Consider the following 14,499-nt stretch of genomic DNA (forward strand, 5'->3'; position numbering starts at 1 on the left):
AAATTATCCAATGCTATCTTAATCACTCTGCCATCGCCCCTGTTGCAATAGAAAGCCGGTTCCAGCTATTAATTTGATTAATCAACACAATTAAGTCCAGGTATTCCTTCTCCGTATAATGTATTCGAACACGATCAAATAAATCATCCGATACATCATTTTTTGAAATAAGCGTAATTTGTTCCGCTAACTCTAAAGCAACCTTTTCTTTTTCAGAATAAAAAGTACAATCCCTCCAGGCACTGACACAATATAATCGCTGTTCTGTTTCCCCTATCTTCCGGGCTTCTATTGTATGCATATTCAAACAAAATGCACAGCCATTTATTTGTGATACCCGGATTTTAATTAGCTCCTGGAGTTTACGGTCAATGTTACTTTTTCTCGTGTACTTTTCAATCTCCCTCATCATCCCCACTGCCTCAGGTGCAAGCTCAAAAAAGTTCATCCGCTGTGTCATATATAGTCCCTCCAAGTTATTTTTTATTTCCTGCAATCAACAATTTTCTTCACTCTACACTATAATCTAGTGTTTTTTGAACATGTAAAGAAACTGTATCCAAAAGCGGTATATCACAATCATCACTCGACAAAAGTAATGGTAATTCTGTACAACCAAGTATAACAGCATCCACATCATAATTATTAATTATTTCAATAAAACGGCTTTTCGTCTGGTTGGAAAAATGCTGTATAACCAACTCATCAAAAATAAAGGAATTGATTTCGTTTTGATGCTGTTCATTCGGCGTAATGACTTCCGGCCCATATTGTTTAAATATGTCCTGATAAAAGGTAGATTGCATGGTGTATTTAATGCCCGTTAAAAGCAATTTGGCATATTTTTTCTCCATTGCTTTTAAAGCTATTGATTCAACAATGCTGATCATAGGCACATTAACAAGTTGTTCTATTTCTTTAAATACAGAGTGAGGAGAATTGGCAGCCATTATCACTACCTCAGCCCCGGCTCGTTCCAACCCATTTATTTTCCGGAAGATATAATCTATGTACTCTTCTTTTCGATGCTCGTTCTCTAAGTCTGTGAAATACTGAAAATCCAGACTATGAATTAGAATTTCGGGATAATAATAATCCTGATACTTTTCATAATATAAATCTGTCAGCCTCTTATAGTAATGAATTGTTGATGCAGCACTTATACCGCCGATTATCCCAATCTTCTTTTTCATTGGCCCTCCTCCTTATCTATATTGCTTCTTTGGGAACGCAGAGCAAAGGATTGATTATCAACAGCTTTTGAAGTTGCCAGGATACCGTCTAAGTGGTCATATTCATGCTGAAGCAGCTCTGATAAATCATCCGTCAGCTCCATACTTTGTTTCTTCCAATCGATATCCCGATAATGAATCGTACACGCCTTATATCTTTGTACTTTGACAAGCAGGTCCGGAAAGCTCATGCAATCATCCCACACCTCCATTTTTTCATGATTGGTAATCACTAATTCCGGATTGATAAATACAAACGGTTTGTCAATATACATATAAATCATTCTTTTAAAAACTCCGATTTGAGGTGCCGCAATGGCACGCCCTGCATCATATTTTGATTTGAAATCCAACAATGTATCGTGAAGATCCTGGACAGCAGGCAACAATTCATCCATTTCCTCTTCTGCCACCAAAGAGCTGATTTCATGTAATTTCGGATTTCCCAATAATAGAATTTCTTTCACTGCCATGCTTCTCCCTCCTTTGTTTATATTATAAAAGCAAGATAGTATAATAGACAAAACGAATAATTAAATAGTTACTATTGACTTTTTCGATAGGAGGAAGAAAAATGCATTATGAGCAAATAAGGACCTTCTTAACAGTCGTTGAATTAAAAAACTTCACCAAAACAGCAGAAGTCCTTCATGTGACGCAGTCCACAGTGACAGCACGTATTCAGCAGACAGAAGCATTCTATGGACAAAAGTTATTAGTGAGACATAAAGGTAATATCGAACTGACTGCCATTGGTTATAAACTGCTGCCTCTGCTGCAGCGTCAAATGGATTTATGGGAACAGACGAAAAAGATTGCTGAAGAGGAGTTAGAGGAAAGCTTTCAAATCACAATTTCTGCTGCTTATTCACTTTGTAGAAAAATGAATACGAAAATCATCAAAGAATTACATCAAGTGCATCAGCCGGCACACATCCATTTGCGAACAGATCATTCCTCTTTTGTCATTCAGCATGTTTTAGATGGATCAACAGACTTTGGTATTGTTTATAATAAGCCGATGAGCAAGGAAATCTCTTCCATACTGATTCAACAAGATACCTTTCATTTGTATAAGTATAAGGATTTGAACATAAGTAAGCCCGCAGGATTCCAAGAATTAGCTAATCAGACTTGGATTTATCTGAACTGGGGGCGTTCGTTTCAATCATGGATGGAAAATGAGAACGAGCAAGGAGCCAAACCTAGAATGGAAGTGGGACATAGTGATTTAGCGATTCAATTTATTATTGATTTAAAAGGGATTGGATTTTTGTCTGATACGGAAGTGAATCAATCTGATTATGCAGATTGTCTGGAGCAAATAGAATTCAAAAGTAAAGTTTCTATTCCTTCTCAATCCATATTCCTCCTATTTAAAGAAAGCAGAAGGAATGAGTCAGCTATGAAGGCAACCATTGATATATTTCAACATCATAAACAAGCTTGAGATTTGTTTTGGTCAAAAACTTAAATAAAACAACTCAAATGTCTATGTGAAGATACATCCCGAACGTTTAAAAAAGGACAGCACGCACCCAATTAAATCAGAGTACATGCTGCCTTTTTTTCACTTAAATCTTCTATTTACCAGCATTACGCTTCAATTCTATGAACTGCTCTTCCGTCAAGCCATTATTACCAAACTGAAGCAATTCTGGATCGTGAAAATCACTTCCACCGCTTCGATACAAATTGAATTTAGAAGCAAATTCTTCTGTCAATTTATAATCAATTGCTTTCATTTTTGAATGATTAATTTCTATTCCCTGCAACCCAAAATTCACATACTTTTTAATTTCGTCATAATTATCGTATACACAAGGATGAGCCAGCACTGCAATACCACCATCTTTTTGAATGGCTTCAATGCCTTTTTTAACATCTATATATTCCATTTTCATATCTGTTTCAATAGAGGTTTTGGAAGCAAATAACTGTTTATATTTTTCAGGATTCATATCATCCGAATATTTTTCCTTTAAAGCCTGGTAAAGATGCATTTTAAAAACAATATTATATTTAGAATACTTTTTGGCATCTGCATAGGTGATATAGTAATTTTTCTGCTTCAACTCTTCGATGAGTTCTTTATGATAATTATCGCGTGCCTGTAAGGTTTTTGTACACAATTTTTCAATATGATCTGTTTTTTCAATCCATAAGCCGAGCACATGTACTTTTTTATATACATCAAAATCATAGCAGCTCATTTCCACACCGCGAATCGCCTCTATGCCTAATTCCTCAGAATATTGCTTAATCTCTGCCCAATGATCGACTGTATCATGGTCAGTGATAGCAAGTGCTTTTATATTTTTTTCTTTCGCTCTATCTAAAACATCCTTTATTTCACATACTCCATCACTATGGTTGGTATGAACATGTAAATCTGCATAAATCATTTAACTCTTCCCCTTTCAAATTATTGCTAATAAATCATCTGCCACTTTGACATTCTTTTTATTTACAGGAACAACATCTAAATAATCATCGCTATTTGTAATAATGACAATCGTTGTTGTTTCATATCCAGCCTTCACTATTTGGTCTATATCGAATTCTATAAGTAAGTCCCCTTCTTTAACAACCTGTCCTTTTTCAACAGATGAATGGAAATACTTTCCTTCCAATGAAACGGTGTCGATTCCTATATGAACCAGTATCTCTACGCCATCATCCGTGGTTAAGCCAACGGCATGGCCGCTGCTGAATGCTGCACTTACTACACCATCACAAGGGGCATATAATTTCCCGTTTTCCGGTTTAATTGCAATGCCTTTTCCCATAATGCCACTGGAAAAAGTCTCATCATTAACATTTTCCAATGGAATCAATTCACCATCTAAAGGACTTTTTAATTTGGTATGTTTTTTAACAGCTTCATCATTTTTAACCATATTTGATTCTTGGGACTTTTCTTCAACCGGATCATCAAATCCGATAACAAATGTTGCTATGAAGGTTACAACTGCTGATATAATCAGTGTAAAAATAGCCAGCAGAATATTGTTTTCCTCTTCTGAAATCCACATAGGTAAACTTAAAAGACCTGGAGTAACATAAATAAAAGCTTTGAGTTTCATGATACCCGCAAACAACCCTGCTGCTGCGCCGCCGATCATACATGCATACATAGGCTTTTTCAATTTTAGGTTAACCCCATATAAAGCAGGCTCTGTAATTCCGCCTAAGAAAGCCGCCATACTTGAAGAAAACGCCAAAGATTTCAATTGAGTATTTTTACTTTTAATGGATACGGCAAGGGAAGCAGAAGCCTGGGCCATATTGGAACAAAGAGCAACAACACGAATAATCGGGTCGAATCCTCTGGTCGCTACAAGGTCAATACTAATTGGACTTAATGCCTTATGAATACCGATAGATACTAACCAGGGATATACCATTGCCAATAATGGAATAGCAATAAAGCCGCCATGATTATAAACAAACATGCTTCCTTGGGCAATTAAAGAAGAAATGAAATCGCCGACCGGACCGACAATAATTAGCGCTAAAGGTACGCTGATTAAAGCTACCAGCAACGGTTCTGCGAATACTTTAATCATCTTAGGCACTATTTTTTTAACAAATCGTTCTACATAAGACATAATCCATACAGCAAGCAAGGCTGGAACCAACGTTGCTGAATATTTAACTAAGGAAACACCAATACCTAAAAATGTAACAGGATCTCCTTCTGACACTAGAGCCATCCAATCAGGATGTACCATCACCAGACTAAGAAACGCACCTAAGTACTGGTTGGCCCCAAAAATTTTAGCCGCAGAAAAACCGATAAATGCGGGCATGAAATAGAACCCTGTATCAAACATTAAGTTTAAAACAATATACGTATCCGATTCTGTTGTTAACCAGCCAAGCATCGTTAGTACAAGTAATAATACTTTTCCCATACCACAGCCGGCAAGTAACGGAATTATCGGCGCTATCGATCCAGTAATTGTGCCGATAACTTTATCAAAAACGGACCTGTCATCATTTTTCTTGCCATTGTCTCCCGAACCGATACCAATTACTTTTGCTAAATCATTATAGACACGATCCACATTATTTCCAATGACTAATTGGTATTGCCCTCCTTTTTTAACCAGGGACAATACTTCTTTTATGGATTTAATTTCTTCATCATCCGCTTTGGAATCGTCCTTCAAAGTAAACCGTAAACGGGTAGCACAATGAACGACATTATTTATATTGTTCTTTCCCCCTACTGCCTTTATAATTTGATTTACTAATTTTTCATTTTTCATGTTTTCTCCTCCATTTTTAAATGTATTAATGAAGGTTTAGCCAACTTAATGTCACCATCCTCTGTCAGAGCTATCGTTCATCAATCACCGCCTTAAAGGTTATTATAGAAGCTATTGCTTTATTATTTTTGCTATATGAATGGTTAGATACAATAGTTCGTCATTGTCCAGAATATAATCATATTTTTGTTCCACATATTCTTTTATCTTCAAGGAACATAGATAAGGCTGCACATATTTTTCTTTAATAATTTCTAATAAATCATTATCCAGCGGATTTTCTTTTTTATTATTTTGTAAAAAAATACGGTGACCAAAAAACTTTAAATGTGTAACAAAACGATGATATGCAAGCGATTCCACGTCAAATTCGATGGAAAAATAATATTTAACGATATGGGTAATCTGTTGAATAAAGTTTGTTATTTGATAGGAATTATGCACCTCTCCATCTAATTCAGCACTGACAATATGGACAGCAATAAAACCCGCTTCATCCTCCAGCATTGAAATGCCCGTTTCGTTTTTTATCAGCATCACAGCCTCTTGTCCAATTTCAAACTCCTTTTGATAAAAATGTTTGATCTCCCATTGTAATTTATTTTTCAAGGGGATCCCTTCATGATATCTTTGAATACTCGTATAAATATGATCCGTTAAAGATATATAAATACTGTCATTTAAAGGAGTTTCAAGCTTTTCCTTCGCGATATTAATAATCTGTTCGGATAAATCAATGTATTTTACCGGAATCTCATCTATCATCTCAATTATTCGGCTGTGAATTGTCTGAGAGTCAGCGGAAAAAGTTTTATAAACTTTATCCTGATCGATGGAATCACCATTCTTTTTGTTATAAGCAATCCCTTTTCCCATTACAATAATCTCTTTATTATTACTATCTCTTGTAATAACAGCACTATTGTTAAGGATTTTTCTTATTTTCATTTCATTGGCCTCCTTACCTGCACTATATTGTATTAATTTACATTTTTGTATCTTTATTGATGTCAGAATATAAAAAAACCTATTTACAAATAAAGATATTTGTAAATAGGTTTTGTGTAGCTCAGAATCATGCTATAACAATCCTAATCGTTACTATCATATAGAAATTATATTTAAATTATTTCGTTTTTTTTTGTATAAAGATTTGATTATAAAAAGCGCTCTCTATGTCACCTAGTATACCATGGGCAGCTTTGATGTCAAGCGCTTACGAAAATCAACTGGAACCTTTTGAAAACGAATCACCGATTACTTGGTAGAGTAAATAAAAAAGAAGACCCCTAAACAAGTAAACTTCACTTTGATTAACAGGCCCCCTTATTCAGACAGGAGATATTGATTTTTTTATCTCATCTTCAACATTTATAAAATAGAAACGAAAGATGTACTTATTTCCCTTTAATCCCATTCACATTATAAAGAAAACTTGGGCGCTCCCAAAAGCGCTGCTTCGCCATTGCATCAATAAATTTCTGGCCAAACTGAGAATCTGTATCCATCACAACGCCCGGCATCCCTTCAATTCCCATTTCCTTCAATAAGTGAGCACTCTCTTCCCTCGCACCTATTGGCTTGAAGTGATTGTACATATTCATAATAAAGGTACGGGCCTGATGATGGAAATAGTCATCCACTCCAGTTCCACCAACCAGGTAGGCACCCTCATAGCTTAAAGGTGACCCTGTCAGGAAGTTTTGGTCGACATCATACGTCATTCCTTCACTGCTCTTTACTTCACCCAGGTTGTTGCTTACAATCACTACATGTATCCCTTCTTTTCTCCACTGCTTCAAAAGTGCGTCCACTTCCTTTCCAGGAAAGCCTTCCGCCAGAAACACAGCTACTTTTAGCGTTTTCGCCACGAATTTCGTATTCATCAAGCTTACAGCTGGTGATGATTTCGTAACCTTGGATTCTTCTACATCCGGTACAGTAACCCCGACTTTTATCGCAACCTTTTCGGCGAGTTCTTTACTGACCCTCGCCAAGCGGTCAACCATCTGCTGACGTACAGGTACATGAAGACATCTTCCAAGTTCAAAGCTGTAAGCACCGATAATATGGTCCCGCTCCACCGGTGTCATACTGTTCCAGAAAAGCCTCGCCTGTGAGTAGTGATCCTTGAAGGAATCTGCTGTTTTACGCAGCTTCAATCCTTCTACCGTCGAAGGATAGGTTACAAAGCCTCCCTTTTCCGGCGGTACTTCAGCTGGTGTATTATCTGCCAATATGTTTTTGTGATAAGAAACTTTCCCGCGGTCAATCACATAACGTGAAGCACCATCCCGCTGATTGTTAAAAACAGGACACACCGGCTTATTGATCGGAAGCTGCTGGTAATTCGCTCCAACCCGTTCCTGTTGCGTATCCGTGTACGAGAATAAACGTCCTTGCAGCAGCGGATCATTAGAGTAATCAATTCCCCGGACAATATTCCCTGGATGAAATGCACTCTGCTCTGTTTCCTAAAAGGCATTATCAACCGTTTTATTTAACGTTATTTTCCCTATCTTCTGAAGCGGAACTTCCTCTTCTGGCCAGAACTTCGTCGGGTCTAAAATATCAAAATCAAACATAAATTCCTGATCTTCCGGAATAATCTGTATCGCAAGCTCGTATTCTGGATGATTTCCCATTTTGATATTTGTCCAAAGATCTCTGCGGTGAAAATCAGCATCCTCACCCAGCTTTTGTGCCTCGTCCCAAATTAATGGATGAACCCCCAGCATTGGCTTGATATGAAACTTCACAAAATGAGCGACCCCTTCTTTGTTAACTAGACGAAATGTATGGACACCGAATCCTTCCATAGTACGGAAATTCTTAGGAATTGCACGATCAGACATAATCCACATAGCCATATGGGTTGTCTCCGAGTTGATTCCCATAAAATCCCAAAACGTGTCATGCGCCGTTTGGCCTTGCGGATATTCGTTATCTGGATCCGGTTTAACAGAATGAATCAAATCAGGGAATTTAATTGCATCTTGAATGAAAAAGATAGGAAAATTGATAGCAACTATATCAAAATTTCCGTCATCTGTATAGAATTTAATAGAAAATCCGCGCACATCCCGAACGGTTTCATTACAGCCCCTTGAACCAATTACTTGTGAAAACCGCACAAATAACGGTGTTTTTTTAGAAGGATCCTACAGGAAATCAGCTATCGATACATCACTCATAGATTCATACAGTTCAAATTCACCATAAGCGCCCGTTCCTCGTGCGTGAACAACTCTTTCCGGAATTCTTTCCCGATCAAAATGTGCTATCTTTTCTCTGGCAAGAAAATCTTCAAGCAAAGTCGGTCCGCGGTCGCCGGCGGTCAATGAATTTTCATCATCCGCTATCTTTTTTCCTTCATTGGAAATCATCTCTTGATTACGTGTCTCTCTTATATGGGATTCCAGCTGTTTTTCCTTTTTGTTTAGATCTTCTTTTCTTTCATACAGATTCATCTCCTAGCAATGGTAATAGCATCCATTTTTAACCAAGAAATGAAAAGTATGCACTAGGAATAGTTTTCTGTATAAAAATAGAATGCCTTTATTGTATGTATCGTTAACTTCTATTTTATTTTGATTATTGTATTCAGTTAAAGAAGTCACCTGTTCAGTACAGACGGCTTCTTTAACTGATTTGATTTGGGAACTATACATATTTCTCCATAATAACGTAGGACTCGTCATTTTTCACAAAGCTTGAGCATGTCCGGACAAGACCAAACCTTTGATAAAAACTCTCCTTGTTTTTTCTGGCATTACACCAAATTCTCTTTATATCGTATGTTTTTGCTTCCTCCAATACTGCCTCTAGCAATCTACTTCCATACCCTTTTCCTTGTTCTGATTTCAGCGTCGCAAATTTTCTAAATTGAGCTTCGTCTTTATCTACAAACAGTGAAACAACAGAAATCAGCATATTTTCTTTAAAAAGGCCAAAATGAATACCTGCATCATCATCTTTTAATTTTATGTAATCGAAATCCTCATCTGGCCACATCACCTCATGTCTTAGCACCCAAGCTTTCTCTTTCTTTATTTTACTAATTTGAATTTCCATGTTCCCCTCCTCTTTGCCATGGCTCTTAGCAAGAATCTACTTCTAAAAAATCCCGATCATACGGTTCGCATAGTAGAGCGTAACCACAGTCAGCAGCAATAAGATAATATTTTCTGCCTTTCCGCCGGTTCTCGCAGTAATTGGAAAACGAACCGTTATCCTAGCAGGATATAATAGCTTAATTCCCTGTTTGGTACTGGCATCTAATAATAAATGTGTGGCCATACCAATCAAGAGGCCCACGGTAATGGAGGTGTTACTGACTACTTCCGATAAAATAAGTGCCACTAAAGCTAGAAATAATAAACTGTGTGTAAACGTCCGATGTCCAAAGATTGTATTGATAATTTTCGAAATCGCCGGAAACCTCCGCCCGATTTTGCTGCCGCTATGGCAAATATCCGGAAGTAATCCACCGGCAGTTCCTGCTGCAATGAACCATTCAGGCTGGTAGGCATCCGTAATTGCCACAATAGCTGTCGTTGCAGTGATGCCGGCCATGATATGTGTTTTCCCTGTCATGCTCTTTTTCTCCTTTATTTGTAAATTACATTCTATCATCATAACACCTCTACAAGAAAAAGAACATACGTTTCTTTCATTTCATTTCTGTTTTTTAAAAATGCAGCAAACATTGATTGTCTGCTGCATCAAAATATTTTACTGTTTTGTTAAATGATAGCTCGTATCCAAAAGCTGAAAGATTTCATCCTTTGAAAGAGTACCGTCTAATACAATACTTATCCACAGGTTTTCATCATGCTTTAAACTCTTTTTTATCAGAAATGTTGTTAATGTTAAATTTATCTGTTTGAAATCAATATTCACTTTTTATTTTAAACTATTATATAGAAGAAATAAATCAAAAAAACGAATCGAATGTAATCTTATAAAAAAAGAGGTAGGTCTCTCTTTTTTTCCATTTATTACATCCTAATCTACCTTGATCTTGCGAACGTATATTCTTACAATTAATGCATATAATAAATAGGAACTTACATTCGTATTGAGGGGTGTCAGCATGAAAGAAATCATGATGGTGGATTATACTAATGAACCACGTAGAGATATAATGTGCATTGATGCAAAATCATTTTTCGCAAGCGTTGAGGCAGTCGAACGTAATCAACATCCTTTATACGCTCGCATTGCAGTTGTATCAAAACCGGATAATCAAGGTGGCCTGGTGCTAGCTTCCTCCCCTCTGGTTAAGAAGGAATATGGTGTTAAAACCGGCACGAGGATTTATGAGATCTCTAAAAAAGCTAACATTGAAATTGTTGAGCCGCGAATGGCTCTGTATTTGAAAAAGAACATGGAAATATTGCGTATCTTTAAACGTTATGTAGCAAAAGAGGATTTACTTGTTTATTCCATTGATGAGTCGTTTCTTGATGTAACTAAATCTCATAAACTTTTTGGTAGTACGCATGAGATAGCAAGGAAAATCCAGCGTGATGTATGGAGAGAGCTTGGATTAGTTTTGACTGTTGGTATAGGCCCCAACCCTCTTTTAGCAAAATTAGCTCTGGACCATCAGGCAAAACATGATGAGAAAAATGGATTTATTGGTGAGTGGAGATATGAAGATGTTCCGGAAACTGTATGGAAAATAAGGCCACTTAGGGATTTTTGGGGTATAGGTAGCAAAACTGAGGAGAAGCTCAATCGAATGGGTATACGAAGTATTGGGGAGCTGTCACAATACAATTTTAAAAAGCTTAAAGATAATTTTGGAGTCATTGGATTACAGCTCTTTTTCCACGCACATGGAATTGATCGGACCCTTTTGTCAGACGTTTATACACCTAAAAGCACATCATTCAGCAGAAACCAGATATTGAATCGTGACTATAAGGATATACACGACATTGAAGTCGTCATACGGGAGATGACAGATGAAAATGTGGCCAGGATAAGAAAAAATTACTTAATGACTACCGTAGTAAAATTGTACGTCGGTTATTCCCGGGATGTCGTACAAGGCGGTTTTAATCAGCAGATGAAGATTCCTGCAACTGACTTATCTAAAATATTAAAAGAACATATGATATATATCTTTTATAAGCATTACGAGGAAGGCACCCCTGTAAGGACTATTAACGTTATGTTCGGAGGTCTTAAGCATAAGCAATCACTACAGCTTAATCTATTTGAACCTGCTGAGGAAACGATACAAAACGAGGAGTTGGACCAGACTATAGACCATATACGGCAAAAATATGGTTATACCTCCCTGCTGCATGCTTCCAGCCTGCTTGATGGTGGTATGGCTAGATTTAGAGCCAAATTGGTTGGTGGTCATCGTGCTGGGGAAGATAAATAAAAATAACCCATTCTTGTTAAGACTCCTTAGAACTTTTGCTTTTTTAAACCAAACTTACGTTCTGCAAAAACTACGCCCAACCAAAAAGGTAGGGCTAATTTTCACTTCAAAATTAATACATTCAGTTATCATTAGCCTTCTTTTGAAGAAGGATGAAGGGGAGGAGGGATAAGCCAACCTTTTTCTTTCGTTAACTTTAATAATTTACCTCCAAGTGCGGCTTTATTCATGTGAAATTGTCCAAACATCATTGCAATGTCCTCACGAATAGATTGTCCCATTATTTGACTACAGGTAACTAAACCAGTTGCTATTTTTGCAGAGACTGAAGCTGCTACATCTGCATCCTGAAAACGAGCACCCGTAGGAATATCATTGATCTCTACATACGGAGGCTCAGGAGCTGCAGGGGGTAGAGCAATACCGTTCTGTTTTAATATCTCTTCAACTTGCTTTACTTCTTGTTATCCTCCGTCTATGGAGTCTTTTATTAATTTCTTTAAATCCTCATCTCCTACATGGTTTAAAAGCGTTTGATGGTCAGCTATCATTTTATTGCCTGTTAAAACATAACTCCACGTAGTGCATTGGTTCATCCTGTGGATTTCCACTTAAAATACCCATTGTTATCCTCCTAAATAAATTCATTTATGTGCCACCTTTCTTGTTTGCACACTTATTCTGTTGTAGTATGTGAAACTTTTATCGATTAATACATTTAAATCAACAAAATTGAATATAAGGACTTTTAATCTTTAACTATTTTCAACACCTTATCCAATTTTTGTTTGCTTCCTGTTTCAAAATATCCTGCAAACGGACACCCTACTTCTTGCACACGTTGGACTGCATTTCCGATTGTAAAAGCTGTAGGAGTCAAATCTTCATTCACCTCGTGCCAATACAGGGGCATTGAAACAGTTCCTTCTTTAGTCTTCCTCGGAGAGTATGGAGCAATTAATGTTTTATCTTGTCCATGCTGCACGTAATCAATATATAACCTTCCATGTCGATTCTTTTTCAGACGTTCTGTCGTAAAATCATCTGGGTAGGTTCTTTCCAAAGTTTTCGCTACAGCCTCCGTAAAAATTCCTGTCTCATCATATGTCATACTTCCCTCTCTGATAGGGATATACACTTGTATTCCTTTATTTCCAGATGTCTTTACAAAAGATACAAGGTTTAAGCCATCTAACATTTGCTTCAACAGCTTGGCTGCTTTTACTGCCATGGAAAAATGTTCTCTATCTGGTGGATCTAAATCAAATACAATCTCTAATGGTGTAACATGCCCGACTTTTTGAAAAGGCACATGGTATTCAATGGAACCATGATTAGCCATCCATACTAAACTTTCCAAATGATTACATACAATTAAATCATCAGTTGAATCAGATGATAGAAAGCCAGGGACATAGTCCGGCAAGCTTTTCTGAAAGAATGATTCTTTATCTATTCCGTCTGGACACCGAATAACTGTTAAAGCTCGTTGTTTTAAAAATGGTAGCATCCAGGGTGATATTTCTCTGATATAAACTAAGAGATCTTTCTTTTTTAAAATATCAGGCCATAAGTATTTATCAGTGTTGGATACTTCAATCGGCATCTGCGCCATGTCTAACTGCAATTTATCCAATGTACATTCTCTATAAGGTGTAGTAGGATTAATGCTCTTGAAATTAGGTTCTCTTAATTCTCCACTATATAAATCCAATGTATTGATTGTACTAGTAATAGCTGATGGCAGATGATACGAACCGTTGGTAAGCTTACCTTGCTCTCTAAAAAGCTTTTGCACCGTTTCTGCTGATCCTTTTGGTAATCCGTGTTTGCAAGTTCCAACACTTATTAAAGCATCACTATTTAATACATTAACAGCAAAATAACCATTGCTTGGATTATACTCTGTTAAGATACCCTGGACCACTCTCCAATTTTTAATCTTATACCAATCATCATGGTTCTTACCTTTTTGATACGCGCTTTCCTTTCGTTTAGCAATGATTCCTTCACTTTTAGAATCGGAGACAACTTTTTTAATCTCTGCGATTGATGTAAAAGTTTCTACACGTTTTAAAGCCGCATCTTTAGATATTGTCTCCAATGTTTGCTGCAGAATTTCTTTCCGAAAAGATAACTTATCCTGGTGTAACTTTTTCCCTCTTATTTCAGTTATGTCAAAGACCATTAAAGAGGCCGGTCTTATGGCAGCCTGTTTCTTTATTCGATCAATACTTTTCATTCTTCCCCGCGCTTGTATTAAAGTGAAATTAGCTTGGTATTGGTGATTTAGAATGACAAGTTCTCCATCCAATTTTAACGGCATCTTATTTTTAAAATAATCATAATTATTATTGCACCAATTAACTATCTCAGGAAACTTATCTGAAATTTCATGACTGTTTTTGCTTGTTAAAATAATCTTCTTATCTGTCCAATTTAACTCACATCTAAAGCCGTCATACTTAACCTCGTAAATCCAGTTATCACCTGCTGGTATATCTGTTCTCTCGATCGGCTTCATCCAATCCATTCGTATCACCTCTTTTAAATAGGATACCTCATATCTTTGTATAAAAAACATGCAAATCAG

General features: G+C 36.8%; 11 protein-coding genes and 2 pseudogenes. 2 read left to right on the top strand and 11 right to left on the bottom strand.

Annotation, left to right across the window (positions count from 1 at the left end; translation table 11 throughout):
- Positions 1 to 22: 22 nt before the first annotated feature.
- From MHH51_RS12600 to MHH51_RS12610, 3 genes are read right to left on the bottom strand one after another with little or no spacing between them, the layout of a single operon-like run.
- Complete coding sequence (locus tag MHH51_RS12600) at positions 23 to 460, bottom strand: carboxymuconolactone decarboxylase family protein (RefSeq protein WP_339282230.1); 438 nt, start codon at positions 458 to 460, stop codon at positions 23 to 25.
- A gap of 49 nt (positions 461 to 509) precedes the next feature.
- A complete protein-coding gene (locus tag MHH51_RS12605) occupies positions 510 to 1,193 on the bottom strand; it encodes an amino acid racemase (protein WP_339282231.1) in 684 nt (227 codons plus the stop codon).
- A complete protein-coding gene (locus MHH51_RS12610; protein WP_147212071.1) occupies positions 1,190 to 1,705 on the bottom strand; it encodes a peptide deformylase in 516 nt (171 codons plus the stop codon). The genes MHH51_RS12605 and MHH51_RS12610 overlap by 4 nt, the downstream gene beginning before the upstream one ends.
- A 101-nt stretch (positions 1,706 to 1,806) precedes the next feature.
- Between MHH51_RS12610 and MHH51_RS12615 the strand changes: the two genes are divergently transcribed.
- Positions 1,807 to 2,682: a LysR family transcriptional regulator gene (locus MHH51_RS12615; protein WP_339282232.1), complete on the top strand. Its 876-nt coding sequence runs from the start codon at positions 1,807 to 1,809 to the stop codon at positions 2,680 to 2,682.
- A 133-nt stretch (positions 2,683 to 2,815) separates the two neighbouring features.
- On the opposite strand, the gene MHH51_RS12620 is transcribed toward MHH51_RS12615, so the two are convergent.
- The 6 genes and pseudogenes from MHH51_RS12620 to MHH51_RS12645 form a co-directional block, all read right to left on the bottom strand.
- A complete protein-coding gene (locus MHH51_RS12620) occupies positions 2,816 to 3,637 on the bottom strand; it encodes a PHP domain-containing protein (protein WP_339282233.1) in 822 nt (273 codons plus the stop codon).
- Between the two features lie 15 nt (positions 3,638 to 3,652).
- Entirely contained in the window at positions 3,653 to 5,506 is a 1,854-nt protein-coding gene (locus MHH51_RS12625) for a PTS beta-glucoside transporter subunit IIBCA (protein ID WP_339282234.1), read from the bottom strand.
- Between the two features lie 111 nt (positions 5,507 to 5,617).
- Positions 5,618 to 6,454, bottom strand: a complete 837-nt coding sequence (locus tag MHH51_RS12630) for a PRD domain-containing protein (RefSeq protein ID WP_077602913.1) — start codon at positions 6,452 to 6,454, stop codon at positions 5,618 to 5,620.
- Between the two features lie 449 nt (positions 6,455 to 6,903).
- A pseudogene (locus MHH51_RS12635) lies at positions 6,904 to 8,976 on the bottom strand (catalase).
- Positions 8,977 to 9,169: 193 nt separating this feature from the next.
- A complete protein-coding gene (locus MHH51_RS12640) occupies positions 9,170 to 9,574 on the bottom strand; it encodes a GNAT family N-acetyltransferase (RefSeq protein WP_339286308.1) in 405 nt (134 codons plus the stop codon).
- A 48-nt stretch (positions 9,575 to 9,622) separates the two neighbouring features.
- Complete coding sequence (locus MHH51_RS12645) at positions 9,623 to 10,102, bottom strand: metal-dependent hydrolase (RefSeq protein ID WP_339282235.1); 480 nt, start codon at positions 10,100 to 10,102, stop codon at positions 9,623 to 9,625.
- 550 nt (positions 10,103 to 10,652) lie between these two features.
- Here MHH51_RS12645 and MHH51_RS12650 point away from each other — a divergent pair.
- Complete coding sequence (locus MHH51_RS12650; RefSeq protein WP_339286309.1) at positions 10,653 to 11,906, top strand: Y-family DNA polymerase; 1,254 nt, start codon at positions 10,653 to 10,655, stop codon at positions 11,904 to 11,906.
- Positions 11,907 to 12,037: 131 nt separating this feature from the next.
- On the opposite strand, the pseudogene MHH51_RS12655 reads toward MHH51_RS12650, so the two are convergent.
- Both MHH51_RS12655 and MHH51_RS12660 read right to left on the bottom strand, forming a co-directional pair.
- Positions 12,038 to 12,530 (bottom strand): annotated as a pseudogene (locus MHH51_RS12655) (DUF3231 family protein).
- Between the two features lie 124 nt (positions 12,531 to 12,654).
- Complete coding sequence (locus tag MHH51_RS12660; RefSeq protein WP_339282236.1) at positions 12,655 to 14,439, bottom strand: DNA ligase D; 1,785 nt, start codon at positions 14,437 to 14,439, stop codon at positions 12,655 to 12,657.
- Between the last annotated feature and the right edge of the window lie 60 nt (positions 14,440 to 14,499).

This window comes from Oceanobacillus sp. FSL K6-3682 (assembly GCF_037976165.1).
GTDB lineage: Bacteria > Bacillota > Bacilli > Bacillales > Amphibacillaceae > Oceanobacillus > Oceanobacillus sojae.

Excerpts from the sequence above, each read along its gene's own strand:
- MHH51_RS12660 (WP_339282236.1), bottom strand. The coding sequence starts at position 14,439 with ATGGATTGGATGAAGCCGATCGAGAGAACAGATATACCAGCAGGTGAT.
- MHH51_RS12630 (WP_077602913.1), bottom strand. The coding sequence starts at position 6,454 with ATGAAAATAAGAAAAATCCTTAACAATAGTGCTGTTATTACAAGAGAT.
- MHH51_RS12600 (WP_339282230.1), bottom strand. The coding sequence starts at position 460 with ATGACACAGCGGATGAACTTTTTTGAGCTTGCACCTGAGGCAGTGGGG.
- MHH51_RS12610 (WP_147212071.1), bottom strand. The coding sequence starts at position 1,705 with ATGGCAGTGAAAGAAATTCTATTATTGGGAAATCCGAAATTACATGAA.
- MHH51_RS12650 (WP_339286309.1), top strand. The coding sequence starts at position 10,653 with ATGTGCATTGATGCAAAATCATTTTTCGCAAGCGTTGAGGCAGTCGAA.
- MHH51_RS12605 (WP_339282231.1), bottom strand. The coding sequence starts at position 1,193 with ATGAAAAAGAAGATTGGGATAATCGGCGGTATAAGTGCTGCATCAACA.
- MHH51_RS12645 (WP_339282235.1), bottom strand. The coding sequence starts at position 10,102 with ATGACAGGGAAAACACATATCATGGCCGGCATCACTGCAACGACAGCT.
- MHH51_RS12625 (WP_339282234.1), bottom strand. The coding sequence starts at position 5,506 with ATGAAAAATGAAAAATTAGTAAATCAAATTATAAAGGCAGTAGGGGGA.
- MHH51_RS12620 (WP_339282233.1), bottom strand. The coding sequence starts at position 3,637 with ATGATTTATGCAGATTTACATGTTCATACCAACCATAGTGATGGAGTA.
- MHH51_RS12615 (WP_339282232.1), top strand. The coding sequence starts at position 1,807 with ATGCATTATGAGCAAATAAGGACCTTCTTAACAGTCGTTGAATTAAAA.